The sequence below is a fragment of the Streptomyces sp. NPDC058375 genome, assembly GCF_042723425.1.
In the GTDB taxonomy this organism is placed as follows: Bacteria; Actinomycetota; Actinomycetes; order Streptomycetales; family Streptomycetaceae; genus Streptomyces; species Streptomyces durocortorensis.
Map to the genome: position 1 here is coordinate 1 of NZ_JBHXJG010000031.1, position 18,103 is coordinate 18,103.

Here is an 18,103-nt window from a genome sequence, read left to right on the forward strand (position 1 = left end):
CGAATCCAGCGAGCGGCTCGGCCGCCGCAGATGGGTCATCGAGCGCACCATGTCCTGGCTGACCGGCTACCGCAGACTCAACCACCGCTACGAGCGGAAACCAGGCAACTACCTGGCCTTTCTCGGACTGGCAGCCGCTCTCTGCTGCTACAAACGATTCCTCAAACTGACCATGTAGGACACGGTCTAAGGGAGTCGCGATACGTCTTCTGTATAAACCAGACTTGAACCCGCCCTACATCGTCTTCAGCTCGATGCCCAAGTAAGAGGTCCCGGATGCACAGCGAATCCCACCACGGCCCGACGTGTGGACCGTCGGCGGCTCTGGACGCCGATGTGTGGTCGGCGGCGGTCGAGATGTACCGCCATCGGTACTCGTTCATCGCAGTGGGTCCGCGGACTGGGGAGGACTGGCTGCCCGACGTAACCGCGATCATGCGCAGGGCGGTGGCGGACCCTCGAGGGTGGCGAGGCGACGACCCGGAAGTGGGCGAACCGGAGTTGCTGGAGGACCCTGCATTCCCGTTCCGCGTTCCACCGGTGGACGAGGTCGGTGCTGCGGGGTGGCGAAGCAGGCTCTTCGAGATTCCCCGCAGTTCGGTGGTGCGTCTTCTCGTCATGCTGGCGACCAACGCGATGAACGTGCCGCGGCAACAAGGTTTCCCCGAGCGCAGAGCCGAGATGGAACGCCACGCGGCGGCGATCCTTTCACGCTTTCCCGAAGGCTCGACGTACTTCACCAACACCCGCCATGGCGGTGAGAATCCGGACTTCTATGAGTACGTGTCTACTAGCTGGCCTTTGAGTCAGTTTGTCTGGGACTTCGGGCTCCTCGCGGTGTCCGACGACGAAGTCGGCCTCATCTGGTCGTTCGACGCAAGCTGAAGGGACAACATGACCGTACGGACCCGATCGGCCACCTACCCGGACCGAGAAACGGCCCATTGGGCCACCCAGCAGGTGGTGACCGTCAACGAGCAGAAGATCCACCGCTGGCTTGCTCAGGGCACCCGTGCCCGCCTGGCCATCGAGGCCGCCTGGCCCTCTCGCGAGGCGGCCGTCGGCCGGGTACTCCTGCAGGCGATGATGCTCTCCGGTCGCGATCCCGTTGACGTTCGCGCTGCGCGTGTCGTGCTCAAGCGTGATCCGAACAGCCTCCACGGCTTCGTCGTGCTCACCACCGTCCCGATCTATCTGTAGAGGTCCAGCGCCGTGTCTATGAAGCCGCTCGAGTTCGACCGCCGTTATGGCGAGTTGGACCAGGTGATCAGCGCGTACTCAGGCATGTCGGCCGAGGACGAGCCGGACAAGCCGAGCGAGGCCCTCCAGGCCTACCTCCGCCATACCTGGCACACCCGTCCCTGGGCCCTGGCCTCAGCCGAACAGCAGATCCGCGAGTACGCACGCAACCCACCGGGCCGGCTACGCCTGAGCCTCGGTGAGTTCTATCCCGTGCCGGATGTTGGCCTTTCCGAAGCCGCAATTCAGGACTGGCTGTTCGTAGTCGCTGACCACCTGAAACGGTCTGTCGAGCAAGGTGAAGTCCCACCCCCGTCCACCCCTCGTACTCACTGGGAGTGGCACGCCCGCTTTCCCGAGCTCGGCCAGCTTCTCGGGGGCTGGTTCTCGCAGGACATGCCGGACGAGTTCCCGGACCACGACGCGGCCGTACGCGATTACACCGCCGCCACGGATCCGCAGCTGGTTGCGCGCCTCATGGGTGAGGTGCACGAACTGCTCGCCCTCGGCCTTGAGGAATCCGGCTATGCCCTCGCGGTGGCGGAGCTGGGCATGGAGGTCGACCCGCCCCGGCCGTACTCTCCGAGCGGCTGGCTGGCCCACCTCGCGGACGATGTGGGCGGATTCAAGGCGGACTACGGCCCCGGACCGGCCGCAGTCTGACTGCATGCACGTGTCGCTCATTATGCCCGGGGTGCCGGTCCCTCCTAGGCGTGGTGCATCCAGGGTGCGATGGTCCGGGCCGGGCAGTCCTCGGAGAAGGCCGCGATGATTTACCAGCACTCCGGCCTTGAGCGGCAGCAGGAGGTAGCCGACGGCTTGGACGACCTCGTGCGTGCCGCCCGTACGAAGGCCAAGGAGAAACTTACTTGTGCGGATCTGGTGCGCGACGCCTGAAGTGGCCCAGACAACAAACAAGGCCCGGGTCGATGACCTGGGCCTTTGTCGTGGAGCGGGTGACGAGAATCGAACTCGCGCTCTGAGCTTGGGAATCAGCGATGCTTGGCTAGTTAAAGGCACTCTGACCTGCGGTTTCGGACTGGCCAGGTGGATGGCCCTCGGTCTCTGGGAGCCGTATCTGACCGCTGTTGTCCGCTCTGCTGGGCACGGATGGGGCACGAGGGGGGGCCTTGAGGGGCGTGCTGCGCTTCGGGCGGACTGGCTGGTCAGAGGGGGATGATGTGGACTTGGTTGCCCTAGAGGTTGGTCCTGTCGTCGCTGCTCGGGGTCAGCAGGGCGATCGGTTCGGCCGACGCAGTGCCACCTCGGGGACGATGGCGTACTTGTGTCCGTGCGCTCCGGCGCTTCCGCCGCCTTGGCCGCCTGCTCGGTAACCGGCTCCACCTTGACGCAACACGACTCAGCTCAGGAGAGGGGAGGTGGTGCGGGAGGGGCTAACTTCCACGGTGGTGTTCGCCCCGGTCACGAGATCGGCTCGCCTGGCGTTGAGCTTGGCAGACAGCTGTCGTAGCGAGCTACCGATCCCGGATTCGCCAGCGGGGGCGATCACGGAGCAGCTATCCTTCATCGGGAGGACGCTGTGCGACTCGGCCCGTGACGGCATCTGGAGTCTCCATCAGCCAACACTATAAAATGGAGCACGATGACCCTCGATATCGCGGCAGGAACCCAGCTGAGGTTCGCAGAGTACTTTACAGAGATTCCAAGCGAGCCGGAAACGCGTGCAACTTTGATCGAGTCGTGGTTTCCAGCACGCGAACTCTCACAGTTGATCGCCAAAGACCGGCGAGTGCGAGACCCTGCCTACGCTGCCCACCGATGGTGGGCTCGACGTCCACCAGCGCTACTTCGCGCGCTTCTTATTGCGAGCGTACTCCCTCCTGGCGTTAGCGCGCAGGAATTCTGGCGTAGGTATGCGTCTGAAGAGCATCATCTGGCTGGCAAGACTGTTTACGACCCTTTCATGGGTGGAGGATCAACCCTGGTGGAAGCGCAGCGGCTTGGCGCTTCCGTGATGGGGTCGGATGTGGATCCGATGTCTGTACGCATCGTAAAGTCCGAGCTGGCGCCGGTTGACGGAAATGAACTTCGAGAGTACGGCAAGCTTCTACTTGCACACCTTCACTCCGAATTGTCCTGGCTTTACCCATCAGAGCCCGATGCGGAGCCTTTGCATTACTTCTCGATCGCAGAGGTGCAATGCCCCTCGTGTAGCGCCACTGGGCCGCTCTATCGCAATTTGGTTCTCGTCCGGGATCCCAAGAAAGCGGGCGCTGTCGTTCGCGATCATGCGATCACAGCATTCTGTCCCGTTTGCTCTAAGCTTCACAATTTGAAATCGGCACACCGTAAAGAGATCCGATGCTGCGGAAAACGCTTCAAGATCACGCAAGGGACGTTTCGGTCGGGTGCGTATCACTGCCCGTCTTGCGATGTGGCATCAACTCATCGAGAACTTAAGACTGGTGCTGCCCGGCGACGTGTTTTGGCCGTCGAGGAGACGCAGGCAAATGGTCGACGCCGCCTTCGGGCGCCGGATAATGAGGACGAAGCTGAACAGTTGCAAGCTGTTCGGGAATGGGAAGCGCAACGTCCTCACCTCCCTCATCCTGAGGGAGAGATCAGGGCGACAAGGTCTGATGAGCGACCTCGAAGCTACGGCGTAAACAAGTACGAGGAGCTCTTCACGCCGCGTCAACTCCTGGTATTGGGACACGCGCTGAAGTGGATCCGCGACAATGTTCAGGCCGATGACTTCCGCAGGGCACTTGAACTCGCAATCTCAAATGCGCTCGCAACCAATAATAGGCTATGCGGATATGCTACCGATTACGGCCGTCTTTCTGCCCTTTTCTCGGTGCGTGGGTATTCTCTTCCCGCTTTGACAGTGGAACTCAATCCGCTGCATGAGACTGCTGGGCGCGGTACTATCGCAGCTTGCATTGAGCGCGTTGCAAAGTCGGATACCGGAGAAATCCGTCGACACATTTGGGATGCTCAAACAGAACAACCGAGGCCCAATCTGTTCTCTTTCCTGCGGAAAAATCAACCGTTCTGGGTGGAGCTTAAGAATGCCACATCTGCTTCGGATGCAGAGGCGCTGGAGAAAATTGATGTCGCTATATTTGACCCTCCCTATTTTGACTTCATTGCATACGATGAGTTGTCCGAGTTTCACCGCGCCTGGTTCGGAGAACTCGACCTAGCCGGCGATCCCTTGCTGCCGAGATCTGAAGAACCCGTGGAATCCTTCGGTCTGCAGCTTGGTCAGTGCCTCAGTGAAATGGTAAATCGCGCACGAGGATCTAACCCCTTTGCCTTCACGTACCATTCCGCGAATCCAGATGCCTGGAGGGCAGTGGGAGTGGCTTTGGACTTCGCTGGACTTGTGGTCACAAAACTATGGCCCATCCGCAGCGACGGACACATGGGGCATCACAGCAATCCGGGGAACTGCGAGTGGGATGTTGTGGTCGTCTGCCGACCGAAGGCTGGTACGGCCGCACAGGAATTTCCGGACGAGGTGAGCCTCTGGGTTTCAAATATGAAACCCTTGGAGGTAAATGCCGCAGATATTCAAAATTTTAACTTCGCTATCGATATGGCTCGGTCTCGATTTGCCAAGGTGTTCTAAGCAAGTGTTACAGGGCGAAAACTGGGGTGGGGGGAACAATGCGTAGTTCAGGTGAACGTAAGCAAGTCATTGATCAACAGAAAAGGTCGGCTGAGTATAGCGTCCGAATCTGGGTGCAGGACGGATGGCGTGACTTTGCGGTGTATCGAGTGCCAGTGGACGCGCTGCTACTCAATGCAGACAACCGACGCTTTCGAGCGGAGCGAATGTGGGCAGAGGAACATCTGGGCCGGCAGCTGGATCCCGAGAATATCCCTGGTGACGAGCTATCCATTACGTCTCTGCTCCTGGATGTCTCTCACAGAGTCGAGGGAGACCAGGTAGTCGGTAAACCGAGTGGCAGCTACGAATCTCTCAAGAATGACTGGATTCGCCGAAAGCAAGAGTCGCCTCTTTGGATTCGGCCAGATGGGACGGTGCGAAATGGGAATCGTCGCCTTTCCATGGTTAAAAGGCTCCAGAGAGAGATCGGTTCCACGGGCCTTGAGTGGGTCGACGCGATCATCCTCCCCGGGGAGGACATTGATGAGCCCTCGTTGTTGGAGATGGAACAACGAGAGCAGCTGACAGAGAACTTTAAGGTTCGCTATAACGACATTGACTACCTGCTCGCTCTGCGTGAAGCCGCAGAGAACCGCGAAGTTGATTGGTTTGATCGCGAAAGCATTGAGTCAGTAGCTGGCGAACTACAGAGCATGGTGGAAAAGTCGAAGGGAGAAGTGGTACGCGACCTGTTCGCAGTCAAGTATATGGATATCTTCCTTGAGGATTCAGAACAGGCTGGGCAGTACCACCGACTGTTGAAGACCCTGGAACGATTCCGCGACATCGGCCGGATGATGATGCAGGTCGAGGATCAGTACCCCCTAGAAGCCGATAGAATTCTCCAGACCCTCTTCGCGGCAGTCCGCGCAAATAGGGGGCATCTGGACATTCGCGTAATCCGAGCAATGTTTAAGTCCGATCGACCACGCTTCGATAAGCTGGCCACGAAGGTGGCAGATGCGGAAGCTGGATGGGATGTCACGGCTGGTCCGTCTCTTTCCAACCCGGGATCATCGGTGCCGATTGAGACTGAGGCCGGCGAAGAGGAATCTGAGGCCGATGATGAGGGGCCCGGACCAGAGGTAGCTAATTACCCGAAGGTGGCGGTTGGTACCGCTATCGAGCTAGCAATTGACGGGTTCTCGGCGTCTCAGCAGGATGACGTCGCACAGGTACTCCAAGAAATTTGCAATCGCCTTGAGGTCCTCACGGAAAAGAACCGTCTAAGCAGCGCCTTGTCGAGAGACGAAGGAATCAAGGTGAGGGAGAATTTGGAGAAAATCGTTCAATGGGTTGACGAAAACAGGCACTTCGCCGATCGAGCCATTTAGAGATGGAGAACTCCAAGAGGGTCACACTGGAGTTCGTCGATGACGAGCTCTTGGTAGTCGGCACTGCGCTAGCCGTTGATCGCAGAGCTCGCCTGTTCTTCCGGAGTGTCCTTGGAGCGAAAGCGCTAGAGGGTGCTTACCGGTGTCCGCGTCGACGACTCAGTACCTCAACCTTGGTCCTCCGGGTTTATGACTGGCTTCTCGCGAACGGGTACGAGGCAGAGGGTGCTGGCGAGGTTAAGACCACTGTCAACGCGGAGCTGGAGCGTCGACGCAGCTTTGTTAGGACCCAAGAGGCTGCCCAAAAACAAAAGGGTGAGTCGGTCGATTTCGACTTCTCCCGAGTTGATTCCTCTCTTCAGACGTTTGGTTGGTCGGCGGAAAGGAAGCTCCGCCCCCACCAACGTGCAGGTGTGGCCCACGCACTAACTGCGATCAACGTTGGGAATTTCTCTGTTCCGGGAGCTGGAAAGACAACAACGACGCTAGCTACAGCAGTCACCCACCTGCAGTCGGGAACAGTCGATTTGGTGGTGGTAGTTGGACCGTTGGCATGTTTCGACCCATGGGAAAAGGAGACCCGTATTGCAGTAGGTCCTCTTATAAGAACCAGGAGGATCCGGGGGTCAGCGCGCCAAAGGCAGGCCATTTACCAGAAGACGAGAACGAGAGATCTGCTGCTCCTCAGCTATCCAACTGCGGCAGCGGATCAGTTGATGTTGCTCGACCTCTTCGTCACTCACAACGTGATGCTGATCGTTGATGAGTCGCATCGCGTGAAAAGATTCCGTGGAGGAGTTTGGGCACCCGCGCTAGTTGAGCTTGCAAAGCGAGCCAAGGTGCGCATGGTTCTCTCCGGAACTCCAATGCCGCAGTCAGGTAGAGATCTGTATAGTCAGCTCAACATTCTATGGCCAGATGGACAATTGACGGGCACTAGGGACGCTTTTGCAGCGCGCGTCGAAAACGACTTCGATGATGTGGTTCGTGAAGTCATGCCATTCGTTTCGCGTACCCCGAAATCTGCCCTGGGTCTGCCTCCCTACTCGATCCATCATCATTCGGCTAATCTGTCGGGCACGCAGGCCGAAATTTACGAGTTGATCGAAGGTAGATTTCGTCAGAAAATTGCAGATGCGGCGACGTGGCGAGATAAGATCGACAGTCTTCGCCGAGGACGGCCTATCCGGCTTTTGCAGGCTGCGACAAACCCATTGGTTTTCTCTTCTAAGGATGCGTATTTTCGACTTCCTCGCATTGAGGACTCTAGCCCAACTTTGATGGAACGCCTCGCGAATTATGGTTCAGGTGGGGAGGTTCCAGCCAAGTCGGCTCTGGCGGTGGAGCTCATTACGTCAATTGCTCAAAGGGGAGAGAAGGTAGTCTGCTGGAGCAACTTCGTGGCCAACCTCGACCACTTTAGAAACCTGGTGTCTGAGAGTCTGGGTATCCCGTGCTATCAAATTGATGGTCGAGTCCCAGCAGGTCGGGATGATTTGCATTCGGACGCCAGAGCCGATGCTGAGGTAGCCGGTGACGGAGACACTCGCGAGTCTGTAATCGATAGATTCTTGCAAGAGCCGGGGCCAGCAGTTCTCGTAACAAATCCCGCTTCGTGTTCTGAGTCAATTTCTTTGCACAGCTCATGCCATAATGCGATTTATCTTGATCGTACGTATGACTGTGCGATGTACTTGCAGTCCATTGACCGAATTCACCGGCTTGGGCTGCCAGCGGACGCCTCGATTAACATCCATATCATCGACGCGCTTGTTGACGGTCGGGAGACGGTCGATGCTTTGGTTCAGAGTTCTCTGGAATCCAAGTCCCGTCGAATGCAGCAACTGCTTGAAGGGGCGGAGCTGTTGCCGATTGATCTTTCTGAGGACCCGTCTGTAGACGCGGAGGGCAGTGAGAAGGATTTGGAGTTGTTGTTGCGTTACTTGTTGGGGCAGGGCGAGTGACACAACGGGACTTGGGTAGCTGGTTGACTGCTGTACGAGTAGTCCGTCTGCCGGTGATGCTCACGACTATCAGAAGGTATCCACCGCCGGGCATCGACACCGAGAAGGCTCGTCGGCACCTTTGGCGGCAATGTGGCGGTCCTATAGACGATGTCCCCGTACTCCTAGACGTCTTGATGCAAATCGGCCTTGTGGAAGTGCAGGATACGTGGCTGAAGGTAACCAAGGCCGGGCTAAAGGTTGCTACGCAAGATCATCAGTCGGGTGGAAGACTGCTAGGTCTGGCGCTGATTCGTTCGGGCCTGTTTGCCAGCCAGGCGCGTAGTCTTCTTGAGGTGAGCGAGATTGATGTCTCTCGTTCGCTTGTCTGCCCCCGGGATCTGGCGCTTACATTTGCACCTCAACTGACGGGTATTTTGCGTCGCTTTGCGGGATCCGTTGTGCTGACTGATCGGTTGACGGTGGCTGCTGATGTGGTGGCAGAAATAAGCGACGTATGGTCATTGCTCCCGCCGACCGCTGGCCCTGATTTCGACTATAGAAAGGACATGGGTAATAGAGGTGAACTCTACAGTTATCAATACTGTCGGTTGGCGGCTGACGATCCTGCTAAGGTTCGCTGGGTAGCGAGAGATGATGAGGCGCTGGGGTACGATATTGAAGATGCCAATTTTGCACCTAAGCGCATGATTGAGGTAAAGGCTAGTGGAGATAAGTCGGTGCGGTTTTTTCTGAGTCGTAATGAGTGGGGAATGGCTCATCGGTTCGGAGATTGCTACGAAATACATTTTTGGGGAGGGATTTCACTGAAGGCTCCCGTCAAAGATGAATTTGATAAGTTGACTGGGCTTGGGTATCCTCTGGTATTTCGCGGCCTGGAAGGCATGCTGGCCTCGAATCAGCTGTCTGCGGTACCGACTCAGTATCTAGTGACTCGATCAGGTGCATCTGAGCGGACGGGCCCGACGGAGTGAGGTCGGTTGCGCAGGTCTTGACGCAGTAGGTGAAGTCCTACCGCGCTCTGATTAGGTACTTGGCCCGCGTCTACGGTCTGCTGTGCCGCGATGTCTTGAAGTCCGGTCGATGTGGGCTTCCGGACGTCGTGGGAGGGATCCCTGCTCTCCACGCCGGCCGCCGGGGCCAGCTCAACCAGTCGCACCCAGCGGTTCCCGCAAAATGTCAAAAGCCCGGCGGGCTCCTGCGACTTCTGTCATTTCGTGGAACGTGCCTGCGCGATCGAGGTCTTGGCCCTCTTGGCCCCACGACGGTGGCCGCAAGCATTGGTTGCCGGCCGCGCCTCGTCGGCGCGGCCGGTGGTGCGTTCAGCGGTCGTCAGGCCGCGGCATTGCCCTAGCGCCCCCGACGAGTCCGTCGGTGACAGATCTCGTCGAAGGTGGCGCGGGCGCCGATGGGGTCGATGTAGTGCATGGCCAGGAGGGCTGCGATGACGGCGCCGACCAGGTCGTTCTGGACCTCGGGCCAGGTGTGGTCGTCGGCGCAGGTGGTGAGGCCCTTCAGGCCGTGGAGGGCGTGCATGGCCTCGCCGGCTTCCTCGGCGACCTTGCCGACCTGCAGGGCTTTGAGCTCCTCGTCGGGGAGGTGGGCGCCGGCTGCTCGGCAGACGGCGGAGAGCTTCTCGATGTTGTCCCACAGGGTGTCCACGTCGGACCTCCGATCGATGGGTTCGGCTATTCCTGTGCGGGTCGTCCGAGCTGGCGTACGGTCCATCCGGCCATGCGCCAGGCATCGGCGTCGATGAGGTTGCGGAGGTCGACGAGGACCTGGTCCGCGACCAGTGGGGCGAGGGCCTTGGGATCGGCCTCGCGGAAGTGGGGCCATTCGGTGGCCAGGACGATCAACTCCGCTGCCGCGAGTGAGCCTTCGAGGTCTTCGCAGTAGTCGAGTTCGGGGTGGCGGCGCAGTGCTGTGGGCACGGCGTGCGGGTCGTGGACGGTGACGGTCGCGCCGCGCTGGTGCATGAGCGCGGCGATCGCCAGGGCCGGGGATTCGCGGACGTCGTCGGTACCGGCCTTGAAGGAGGCGCCCCAGACGGTGATGCGTACGCCGTCGACGGGTCGGCCGAGCGTCTGCTCGATGAGCTTCAGTGCGGCGGTGGGTCGGGACTCGTTGACCTCCTCCGCCGCGCGCAGCATGGTCGCTGCCTCGGCGGCGCCCAAGGTGCGGGCGGAGGCGGTGAAGGCGCGGACGTCCTTCGGGAGGCAGCCGCCGCCGTAGCCGGGGCCGGCGTTCAGGCCGCCGCGGCCGATGCGGGGGTCTAGGCCGATGGCCTCGGTGAGCTGCTGGACGTCGGCTCCGGCGGCGGTACACATGTCGGCGACGCCGTTGATGAACGAGATCTTCATGCCGAGGTAGGCGTTGGCGGCGCCCTTGATGAGTTCGGCGGTGGCGGGGTCGGTGACGAACAGCGGGATGCCGTTCGCCAGGAGGGGTGCGTAGACCTCGCGTACCGCGTCCTCGGCGCGGGCCGAGGGGACGCCGACAACGATCCGGTCGGGGCGCAGGGTGTCGTCGATGGCGTGGCCCTCGCGCAGGAACTCGGGGTTCCAGACCACCTCCACGTCCTCACCGGCCGGGGAGAGCCGGGCGAGAAGAGCACCGAGGTCGCGGGAGGTGCCGACGGTGACCGTGGACTTGCCGATGACGACCGTGGGGCGGGTCAGGTGGGGGGCGAGGGCGCGGGCGGCGCCGAAGACCTGTCCGGTGTCGTAGCTCCGTCCGTCCGCGTCGATCGGCGTGCCCACGGCCAGGAAGTGGATGTCGGCGAACTCGGCCGCCTCGGCGAGGCTGGTGGTGAACCGCAGGCGTCCGGTGGCGGTGTGGGTGCTGAGGAGTTCGGGAAGGCCGTCCTCGTAGATGGGGCACTCGCCGGCGTTGAGGCGGTCGATCTTCGCCTGGTCCAGGTCCACGCCGATGACCTCGTGGCCGATCTCGGCCATGGCAGCGGCGTGGGGGATGCCCAGGTGACCGCAGCCGATGACGGATACGCGCATGGGGTCGACGCTCCTTTCCTTGCCTCTCGCCCGCCCAGAGGAGTCCGGGCCGGCCGGGTGCGTCACGCTAGCGCCAACACCCGGCAGGGCCCTCTTCGTGCAGGCGAATCAACCAGCGTGCTGCATCAGCAGGTTGACGAGGGCGGGTAGCGCCTCGGCGGCGGTTGCCCGGCACACCAGGTCGCTGTCCTGGGGCCCTTCCAGGGGGTAGGGCAGGAACTGGCCGTCGCGCCAGAAGCCCTCCGGGTCCAGGTAGACGACCTGCATGCCGCGAGCGCGGGCGCGGGCCTGGACCTTGCGGCGGTCGGCGTGCAGGCCGACGACGAGGAGGGCCTTGGCGCCGTCCACCCACTCGACATCGGGTACGGCCTGGTCGTAGCGGCGCATGAAGCACTCGTCGAGCCCGGCGCGCGCCGCGAGCACGTCGAAGTTGTTGGTGATGACCGGGCCGACGAGGTGACCGGCGTCCTTCAGTTCCTTCAGCGCCCACATGGCCGGAGTCGGTTCGGCCAGAAAGCAGGCGCGGAACATCTCCACGAATTCCGCAGTCTTCTCCTCCGGCTCCGTCAGAACCTCGTGGAGGAGCGTGTCCGCTGTCGGGGAGAGGGTGAAGCGGTGTTCCCGAGGCTCGTGGCCCTGACGGTCGGTCACCCGGTAAATCTCGTGGAGCCGGTGCAGCGGCGGGATACCCGCCTCGACCGACGTACCGCAGCCGATCTCCACCTGGAACGGCAGCAGGTCCGCGAGGACGGACAGGTCCGGGACGCGGGTCGGCGTACCGGGGCGGTCCTTGCACCTAATTCCGGTGGAGAGGACGTTCCATGGCAGCTGTCGGACAGAGGGCGGCGGTGCGTAGGAGACCGAGGCGATCTGCACGTCCAGGCTCCGGTAGCCGACGGGGAGGGTGCGGCCCGCAGCGGCGTCCTGGGGGTGGACGTCGTGCTCGGTGATGCGGCACTTCAGATCCCGACGTGTCCATAAGAATCCACCGGGAGCCTCCTTCCAGGCGCCGGTGGCCAGCGAGTCCCACAGGGCGTCGTGGTGCGCGTCGATCTCGTCCCCGGGAGCGGTGGCGGAGTGGTAGAGGTACAGGTCGGTCAGGCCGATGGCCGGCGCGGCGGTGGTGGGGACCAGGCCGTACCGGTAGCGGTAGTGGATGATCCGCCGCCGGGCGTCGTCGGCGGCCGTCCAGCCGCTCTGTTCGGCCGTGGCCTTCTCCTGCGTACGACGCCAGATGCCTTCCTCGATGTAGCGGGGTCGGTCGGCGTCGCCGAAGTAGGTCTTCCAGACCTGCTGTTGGTCGGGGGTGAGCTGGTCGATGACGATGTAGGGGATGTCCACGATCTCTCCCTGGAGAATCACGCCTGGATGTTCCGGGTGCATGGCAGGCTCCGTTTGCTGGGAACGTGGGGTGAACGTCCCGGACAGTGGAGCGGAGTCAGTGGTCGGAGGGAGGGCTCGCGTCCGCTGAGACGGCGGCGACCTGGTGACCGAGGCCGTTGAGGAGCGGGGCGGCCTGCTCACGCAGTGCCCAGGCCGGTCCCACCAGGCCGGCGACGGCCAGAAGCGTGAGCGCGATGCCTCCGCCTTCGGGGCGTACGGAGCGCGGCGCGGCCTTTCGGGCGTGGCGTCGCCGAGGCTCGGTCACGGGGTGCCGCCGAGGGCGCGTTCATGTGCGTCGACGAGGCGGCTGGTCTGCTGGTGCAGCCACTCCACCTCGGCTGAGGTGAGGATGAGCGCGCCATCGAGGGTCGAGCCGTCATCCAAGTGGAACTCGATGGGAACCGATCCCTGTCGGGCCCTCGGGTCATAGACCGCGTCCCGTCCGGCCGAGAGCGTGGCGTGGGTTGCCCTCACTGGCACGGGACTGAGCGTCGTCCCGTCGGCGGGCGCGGACCACGGGGCCCCGCCCCCGGGCGGACGCAGGTGGTACGTCGTAGCAGAGCCCTCACCAGGGAGAGCGACCACGACGCCCACACGGCCATCGCGAGCGCTGTCCGTGGCGAGGTCGCCGAGCCGTGGAACGAACGGTGCTGCCGTACCTAACTCGGCTTCCTGCGAGGGAAGATGAGAAGAACGTCGTCGCGTCATGCTCCGAAGTTAGGGACAGGACGAGCCTCGAATATGAGCCGGAGGAATACGACCCCTATCCGTCCAGGTGAAAGCGGTCGGACATGTGCCGCAGCTTCTCCCTCGTGGCTGCTCGTTCCGCGTAGACGATGCTGCGAAGCGTTGAACGGGCGATGGGATGGTTCCGTACGAGCTGCGGCGCGATCCGCTCAGCCGTCTCCAGCTCGGTGAGGGCCTTTGCCCGGTTTCCGTCCCACAGCCAGGCCCGTGCGACGTCCATGTGGTGGTGACCCTGACGGGAGTTGGGCAGTGCCCCGACCAAGCCCGGGCTGGTGCGGCGGTTTATCTCCAGAGCTTTGCCCTGCTTGCCCATTTCCAGGGCGACGCTGATCGCGTGGATCTGCACGTTCCCGGCGGAGAACGTCAGCGAATGCCGGTCGTACACCGGTGCGCCGACGTAGGCGTCCATGCGTTCTGCCGCGTCCTTCGCGTGCCCGATCCGGTCCTCCGCTTCCGATGGACGGTTGGCCCGAGCGGCGGAGATGGCCGCCCGAAGCTGAAGCGTGCCCCAAGCCCGCACGGCCAGCGGATCACCGTGCTCGTACGGCTGTTGCACCGAGGCGATCGCCTTGTCCGAGAGGGTCAGAGCGTCGGCCCAGTCAGCCGTCGCCCACATGTCCCAGACGCGCATCCAGTCGGCGACGGCAGGCAGCACCGGATCTCCCGACAACCTGGCTGACCACGCGGCCCGTTCGCACGCCATGGCCACCAGCTCCGGGTGTCCGAGGGCGTGCGCGGCGGTGTGCGCGAACTTGCAGCACACGGCGTAGACGGCATACGCCTCTTCCCGCTCGTGCCCGTCCGATTCCTCCGCCAGGGCGCGCGCTTCCCGGAACAGGTCCGGGAGAACTCGCAGGATCGCGACGTTGGAGGCGGTGTCCCGCAGGCGGTGCAGCCGGGTCACCTCACGCCATAGCTGTGACGCCGGTCGCGGAACCCCGTCGAAGACGGGAACGAGGTCGTAGCGACGCAGCTCGCGCAGGATCGACGAGGCGGCGATCTGCCACTGGCTGTCGTCAGGGGAGCTGCTGTACGGGCGTCCGATCAGGTCGTTCGGATGGACGTGCAGCTCTGCGGCCACCTGGTTGAGCAGCCCGACCCGGTCCAGCTCGATCAGGCCACGCTCCATCTTCGACACCCAGCCCTGCGACTTCCCGAGGGCCGTCGCCAGGTCGGCCTGCGGCATGCCCAGCCGCAGCCTCGCCCTGCGAGCGCGCTTGCCGATCTCCTCGGCTTCCTCCAGCATCAGGACACCTCCCAGCCGCCGGACGATCCGGCGCGACCGCCGATCTGTCCGTACAGAGTTCGTCTCCTGCACGGTACCCATGACGCGGCTTCAGCGTGAGACGAGCTGCAAGGACCGTCGGGGCCGCGGCCCGTGTACCGCTGTCCCGTCCTGAACGGCGAGTCCGAGACCGGAGGCACTTCTGTCCGCCATCAGTGCCCGGACTGCCATCAGGCATTGATCCTGAAGCCGCCGGTGCCGAGAGACAGCGGATCATGGGGATGAGGAACACTCCACGTCGCGCACCGCCGGAGGCAGCCAGTGATCACCGTGACCGTCCTCCACCCTGGAACCATGGGCGCGGCGATCACCGCCGAGCTCGTCGCCGGCGGCCATGAGGCGCTCTCGGTGACCAAGGGCCGCAGTGACAACACTTGGCTCCGAGGGAGAGAGGCTGGTGCCACGGCGTACGACTCACTCGCGGAAGCGCTGTCGCGGAGCGCGGTCGTTCTCTCGGTCTGCCCACCACAGGCGGCGGAGGACGTCGCGGTGGCGGTGGCCGCACATGGCTTCGCGGGGGTGTACGCCGATCTCAACGCCATGAGCCCTCAACGCGTACGGCACATCGCTGACGAGATCCGCCCCGGCTCCGCAGTTGTCGACGGTGCCGTTTTCGGTCAGCCGCCAGGCGAGGGGCGTGCCACACGGCTCTATCTCGCAGGGGCCGACTCTGCCGTCGATCTGGTGGCGTCGCTGTTCACGGACTCTGCGCTGCATGTGTGCCGCGTCGGGGACACACTCGGTTCCGCTTCCGCGCTGAAGATGGCCTTCTCCAGCTACCAGAAGGTCGCCCGCACCCTCGCCGGAGTCGCTCACGCGCTCGCCGACGCCCACGGAGTCGGTGATCAGCTCACAGCCGAAGCCGAGGTCATGATCTCCGCGATCCTCTCCGATCCGGAGTATCTACCGAGCGTGGCAGCCCGAGCCTGGCGCTGGGCGCCCGAGATGGAAGAGGTCGCCGATACTCTCCGCGCGGCTGACCTGCCCACGGACATGGCCGAAGCCACGGCTCGGGTGCTCGCCTACTGGGAGCAGGACAAGGACCAGTTCGACCTGCCGGTCGTGCACACCCTCTCCCAGCTCCGGTCAGAGAAGAGCCGTTGATTCGTTCACGCTGAGGGCTAGCCGCTGGACGATCACCTCCGCCGAGGGCGAGACGCGGGAATGGTGGGTGGGGCCGTCGCCGCAGGTTCGGGCGAGGGCACGTGGCGTAGTCCGGTGCTGCGAGCTTGTGCCGCCAGAGCTCGTCGACTGGGAGCCGGCCTCTGCGAGAGCCGATGTACGCGCCAGGTGATGGTGCGTGCCGGGGAGCGTGCGTCGTCGAGGGCTCGTTCTTCTGCTGCCTGCTGCAACAGGCGTTTGGGGTCGTGGCCCGCTGCCTCTGCTTCGGCCAATGCGGTGGTGAGCGCCTGCGAGGCAGAGTCGGCGAGAATCTGGTCGGTGTGCGCCGGGGCGGCCTGGCGGATGAGCCGGACGTATTGGTCCGCAAGATTCTGGGACGGTCGGGGTTGGCCGAGGACCAGTAGGGGCGTGGCTGCGGTGTGGTCGTAGGCGGCCTGGAGGTGGAGCAGGCTCTTGCGTGCTGCGGCCACCTGTTGCTCGTGCTCTCGTCGGTTGTGCCAGCGTGCGGCGGCGATGACGGCGAGGAGCGCAGCGTCGAGGAACATCGCCAAGGCGGCTCCGTCCTTCGGTGCCGGCTCGCGAAGCATCGCCTTGACCGCGCCGCGTAGGGCACGAGCGTGGTGGTGCTCGGCGCGGACGCGCGAACGGGTCGCGCGCTCGAAAGCTGAGGCCGCTGAGCAGAGTTCGGTACGAATGTCCGGCGGTGCGGTGAGAGCTACGGCGTCGAGCGCTTCACCGAAGGCGGCCAGGTGGGCCTGGGCGGCCTCGGCGTCCGGCTGGTCGAGGTGGTGGGGGATGCGCTCGGTGGCTGTGGTGGCTTGATGCCATGGGTGCGGCCTGAGCCGCTTCTTGGCGGCGGACGCTGGAACCTCTGCTGCGGCGAGACAGCTCTGGATCTTCGGGAGGGAGAGATCCGGCGCCAGCGTGGAGCCGGAGAACCACACCGGTTCTGCTTTGGCGTTCCGGTCGTTCTCCAGAGCGACCTTGTAGCCGCGTGGTTCTCCCGAGGGGAAGTGCAGGACCTCGACGAGAACCCCCTTGGAGTGGGTGAGCAGACCGAGGAACTCCTCGGTATCTGTGGCGGCAGCCGCCGCTGTGCGGACCACGGTGCGCAGGCGTTCGCGGGCGGCCTTGGCCTGGCCGTTCCGCAGGGCTTTCTCCTGTTCGGCGCGATGGGGCCGTTTGGCGGCGGTGCGGTCACCGCGGATGACCCGTTGCAGCCCGTATTCCTTCTCGATGGCTGCGAGTTCGCGGTCAGCGGTGAGGTAGTCGTTCCAGTGACGCGCGGGACGCAGGTCGCCTCGGACCTTCGTGGCGGCGATGTGGATGTGATCGGGGGCGTGGCGTACGGCGATCCAGCGGCAGCCGTCCGGGTCGTCCGCCGGCGCGATGCCGGTGGCCGCGACGACGCGACGGGCGATATCCGCCCACTCGCCGTCTTCGAGGATGCGGTCACCGGGTGCCGCGCGGAGGGAGCAGTGCCACACGTGCTGCTTCGGGGCGCGGCCCAGTCGATCAGCTTGCTTGACGCGCAGGTCGAGGTCGTCGACGAGCTGCTTCCTGGCCGCCGTGCTGTCGTCGACGCGGCCTGGGTCGAGGGCGTAGCCGTCCCAGGAAGTGACAAGGTGGGGATCGGTGTGCTCGTTGGCACGGCCTGGTCCGTAGAGGTAGCGGATGAGGCCGGCTGTGCTCTTGCCACTGCTGATCTTGGCGATCATCGGTGGCCCTTTGTGGCGACGGCTTGGTTGGTGGCCTCCGCAATGTGGCGGACAGCGGTGCCGACCGCGGCGAGGGTGCGTTCGGCCTGGGCCAGGGTGGCGGTGTCGCCGGAGTGAGGGAGGTCGCCGGAGTTGAGCTTCCTGGCGATCTGGTTGATGTTGTGGCCGATCTTGGCGACCTCGCCACGGAGCGTGGTGAGTTCATCGACGTAGTCGTCGAGCGGGGTGCGCTGACCGGGCAAGGCGAGGTCCCCGTCGAGGTGCGCCATGACGACGGCACCGACGTAGTGGGCGGCGGCGATGTTCAGCGAGCGGGCCTTGGCGACGATGTCCGCCTTCTCTTCGGTGCTGTAGCGGACATCGACGCGCGCGGTGCGCTGGGTCTCGTTGCGGTCGCGGCGGCGGGCGACGCGGTGGAGCGCGGCGGCTTCGGAGGCACGCGGTTGCGGCACGGCAGCGCTGGAGGTGTCGATGGGCTGATCCTGCTCGGGCGCCCCCTGGGGCCCGAGACCCTCCGCCACCCCCGGGGCGGAGGAACCTGCGTTGGACCGGCCCTTGGACGGTCCAACGCCATACCTTGCTCCGCCTGGGGCTGGGGTGGAGGTCAGGTGACGAGAGGAGTGGGGGAGGGGGTGTGTGGACTGTTCGTGCATGAGGGGCTCT

17 protein-coding genes and 1 pseudogene are annotated in these 18,103 nt (G+C 63.4%); 10 read left to right on the forward strand and 8 right to left on the reverse strand.

From position 1 onward, the window contains the following. From ACFWM7_RS07950 to ACFWM7_RS07990, 9 genes and pseudogenes are all read left to right on the forward strand, one after another. Positions 1-178, forward strand: a 178-nt coding sequence (locus ACFWM7_RS07950; protein WP_383256495.1) for a transposase, incomplete at its 5' end; no start/stop codon positions are given. Between the two features lie 98 nt (positions 179-276). After that, positions 277-885: a hypothetical protein gene (locus ACFWM7_RS07955; RefSeq protein ID WP_383256410.1), complete on the forward strand. Its 609-nt coding sequence runs from the start codon at positions 277-279 to the stop codon at positions 883-885. A 9-nt stretch (positions 886-894) separates the two neighbouring features. After that, positions 895-1,200 carry an RNase A-like domain-containing protein gene (locus ACFWM7_RS07960; protein WP_383256412.1) on the forward strand — a complete coding sequence of 102 codons (306 nt, stop codon included), beginning with the start codon at positions 895-897 and terminating at the stop codon, positions 1,198-1,200. Between the two features lie 12 nt (positions 1,201-1,212). After that, the gene (locus ACFWM7_RS07965) at positions 1,213-1,902 is read left to right on the forward strand and encodes a contact-dependent growth inhibition system immunity protein (RefSeq protein ID WP_383256415.1); all 690 of its coding nucleotides are present in this window, start codon (positions 1,213-1,215) and stop codon (positions 1,900-1,902) included. 57 nt (positions 1,903-1,959) lie between these two features. Then, positions 1,960-2,136 (forward strand): annotated as a pseudogene (locus ACFWM7_RS07970) (site-specific integrase); the annotation flags it as partial. A 706-nt stretch (positions 2,137-2,842) separates the two neighbouring features. Next, entirely contained in the window at positions 2,843-4,834 is a 1,992-nt protein-coding gene (locus ACFWM7_RS07975; RefSeq protein ID WP_383256418.1) for a DUF1156 domain-containing protein, read from the forward strand. Between the two features lie 443 nt (positions 4,835-5,277). Then, positions 5,278-6,210, forward strand: a complete 933-nt coding sequence (locus tag ACFWM7_RS07980; protein WP_364885917.1) for a hypothetical protein — start codon at positions 5,278-5,280, stop codon at positions 6,208-6,210. Between the two features lie 2 nt (positions 6,211-6,212). Further along, positions 6,213-8,174 (forward strand): SNF2-related protein, encoded by a 1,962-nt coding sequence (locus ACFWM7_RS07985; protein WP_383256422.1) that lies wholly within the window; start codon positions 6,213-6,215, stop codon positions 8,172-8,174. A 191-nt stretch (positions 8,175-8,365) separates the two neighbouring features. Beyond that, positions 8,366-9,148 (forward strand): DUF3883 domain-containing protein, encoded by a 783-nt coding sequence (locus tag ACFWM7_RS07990; protein ID WP_383256425.1) that lies wholly within the window; start codon positions 8,366-8,368, stop codon positions 9,146-9,148. A 376-nt stretch (positions 9,149-9,524) separates the two neighbouring features. Here the strand turns inward: ACFWM7_RS07990 and ACFWM7_RS07995 are convergent, their stop codons facing one another. From ACFWM7_RS07995 to ACFWM7_RS08020, 6 genes are all read right to left on the reverse strand, one after another. Beyond that, complete coding sequence (locus tag ACFWM7_RS07995; RefSeq protein WP_383256428.1) at positions 9,525-9,836, reverse strand: MazG-like family protein; 312 nt, start codon at positions 9,834-9,836, stop codon at positions 9,525-9,527. Positions 9,837-9,862: 26 nt separating this feature from the next. Beyond that, positions 9,863-11,185 carry a UDP-glucose dehydrogenase family protein gene (locus tag ACFWM7_RS08000; protein WP_383256431.1) on the reverse strand — a complete coding sequence of 441 codons (1,323 nt, stop codon included), beginning with the start codon at positions 11,183-11,185 and terminating at the stop codon, positions 9,863-9,865. 108 nt (positions 11,186-11,293) lie between these two features. Continuing rightward, positions 11,294-12,526, reverse strand: coding sequence for a hypothetical protein (locus ACFWM7_RS08005; protein ID WP_383256498.1), 1,233 nt, complete (start codon positions 12,524-12,526; stop codon positions 11,294-11,296). Positions 12,527-12,623: 97 nt separating this feature from the next. Beyond that, positions 12,624-12,833 carry a hypothetical protein gene (locus tag ACFWM7_RS08010; RefSeq protein WP_383256434.1) on the reverse strand — a complete coding sequence of 70 codons (210 nt, stop codon included), beginning with the start codon at positions 12,831-12,833 and terminating at the stop codon, positions 12,624-12,626. Beyond that, positions 12,830-13,048: a hypothetical protein gene (locus ACFWM7_RS08015; RefSeq protein WP_073741181.1), complete on the reverse strand. Its 219-nt coding sequence runs from the start codon at positions 13,046-13,048 to the stop codon at positions 12,830-12,832. The genes ACFWM7_RS08010 and ACFWM7_RS08015 overlap by 4 nt, the downstream gene beginning before the upstream one ends. 283 nt (positions 13,049-13,331) lie before the next feature. Next, complete coding sequence (locus ACFWM7_RS08020) at positions 13,332-14,561, reverse strand: helix-turn-helix domain-containing protein (protein WP_383256436.1); 1,230 nt, start codon at positions 14,559-14,561, stop codon at positions 13,332-13,334. Positions 14,562-14,861: 300 nt separating this feature from the next. Here ACFWM7_RS08020 and ACFWM7_RS08025 point away from each other — a divergent pair, with 300 nt between their 5' ends. After that, positions 14,862-15,704, forward strand: a complete 843-nt coding sequence (locus ACFWM7_RS08025) for a DUF1932 domain-containing protein (protein WP_383256439.1) — start codon at positions 14,862-14,864, stop codon at positions 15,702-15,704. A 32-nt stretch (positions 15,705-15,736) separates the two neighbouring features. Here ACFWM7_RS08025 and ACFWM7_RS08030 read toward each other — a convergent pair whose 3' ends face one another. Together ACFWM7_RS08030 and ACFWM7_RS08035 are read right to left on the reverse strand one after the other, a co-directional pair. After that, entirely contained in the window at positions 15,737-17,440 is a 1,704-nt protein-coding gene (locus ACFWM7_RS08030) for a relaxase/mobilization nuclease domain-containing protein (RefSeq protein ID WP_383256442.1), read from the reverse strand. Beyond that, entirely contained in the window at positions 17,437-18,093 is a 657-nt protein-coding gene (locus ACFWM7_RS08035) for a MobC family plasmid mobilization relaxosome protein (protein WP_383256445.1), read from the reverse strand. The genes ACFWM7_RS08030 and ACFWM7_RS08035 overlap by 4 nt, the downstream gene beginning before the upstream one ends. Positions 18,094-18,103: the final 10 nt, after the last annotated feature.

Coding starts and splice junctions, on each gene's coding strand:
- ACFWM7_RS07955 (WP_383256410.1), top strand. CDS start 277: ATGCACAGCGAATCCCACCACGGCCCGACGTGTGGACCGTCGGCGGCT.
- ACFWM7_RS07960 (WP_383256412.1), top strand. CDS start 895: ATGACCGTACGGACCCGATCGGCCACCTACCCGGACCGAGAAACGGCC.
- ACFWM7_RS07975 (WP_383256418.1), top strand. CDS start 2,843: ATGACCCTCGATATCGCGGCAGGAACCCAGCTGAGGTTCGCAGAGTAC.
- ACFWM7_RS07980 (WP_364885917.1), top strand. CDS start 5,278: ATGGTTAAAAGGCTCCAGAGAGAGATCGGTTCCACGGGCCTTGAGTGG.
- ACFWM7_RS07985 (WP_383256422.1), top strand. CDS start 6,213: ATGGAGAACTCCAAGAGGGTCACACTGGAGTTCGTCGATGACGAGCTC.
- ACFWM7_RS08000 (WP_383256431.1), bottom strand. CDS start 11,185: ATGCGCGTATCCGTCATCGGCTGCGGTCACCTGGGCATCCCCCACGCC.
- ACFWM7_RS08020 (WP_383256436.1), bottom strand. CDS start 14,561: ATGCTGGAGGAAGCCGAGGAGATCGGCAAGCGCGCTCGCAGGGCGAGG.
- ACFWM7_RS08030 (WP_383256442.1), bottom strand. CDS start 17,440: ATGATCGCCAAGATCAGCAGTGGCAAGAGCACAGCCGGCCTCATCCGC.
- ACFWM7_RS08035 (WP_383256445.1), bottom strand. CDS start 18,093: ATGCACGAACAGTCCACACACCCCCTCCCCCACTCCTCTCGTCACCTG.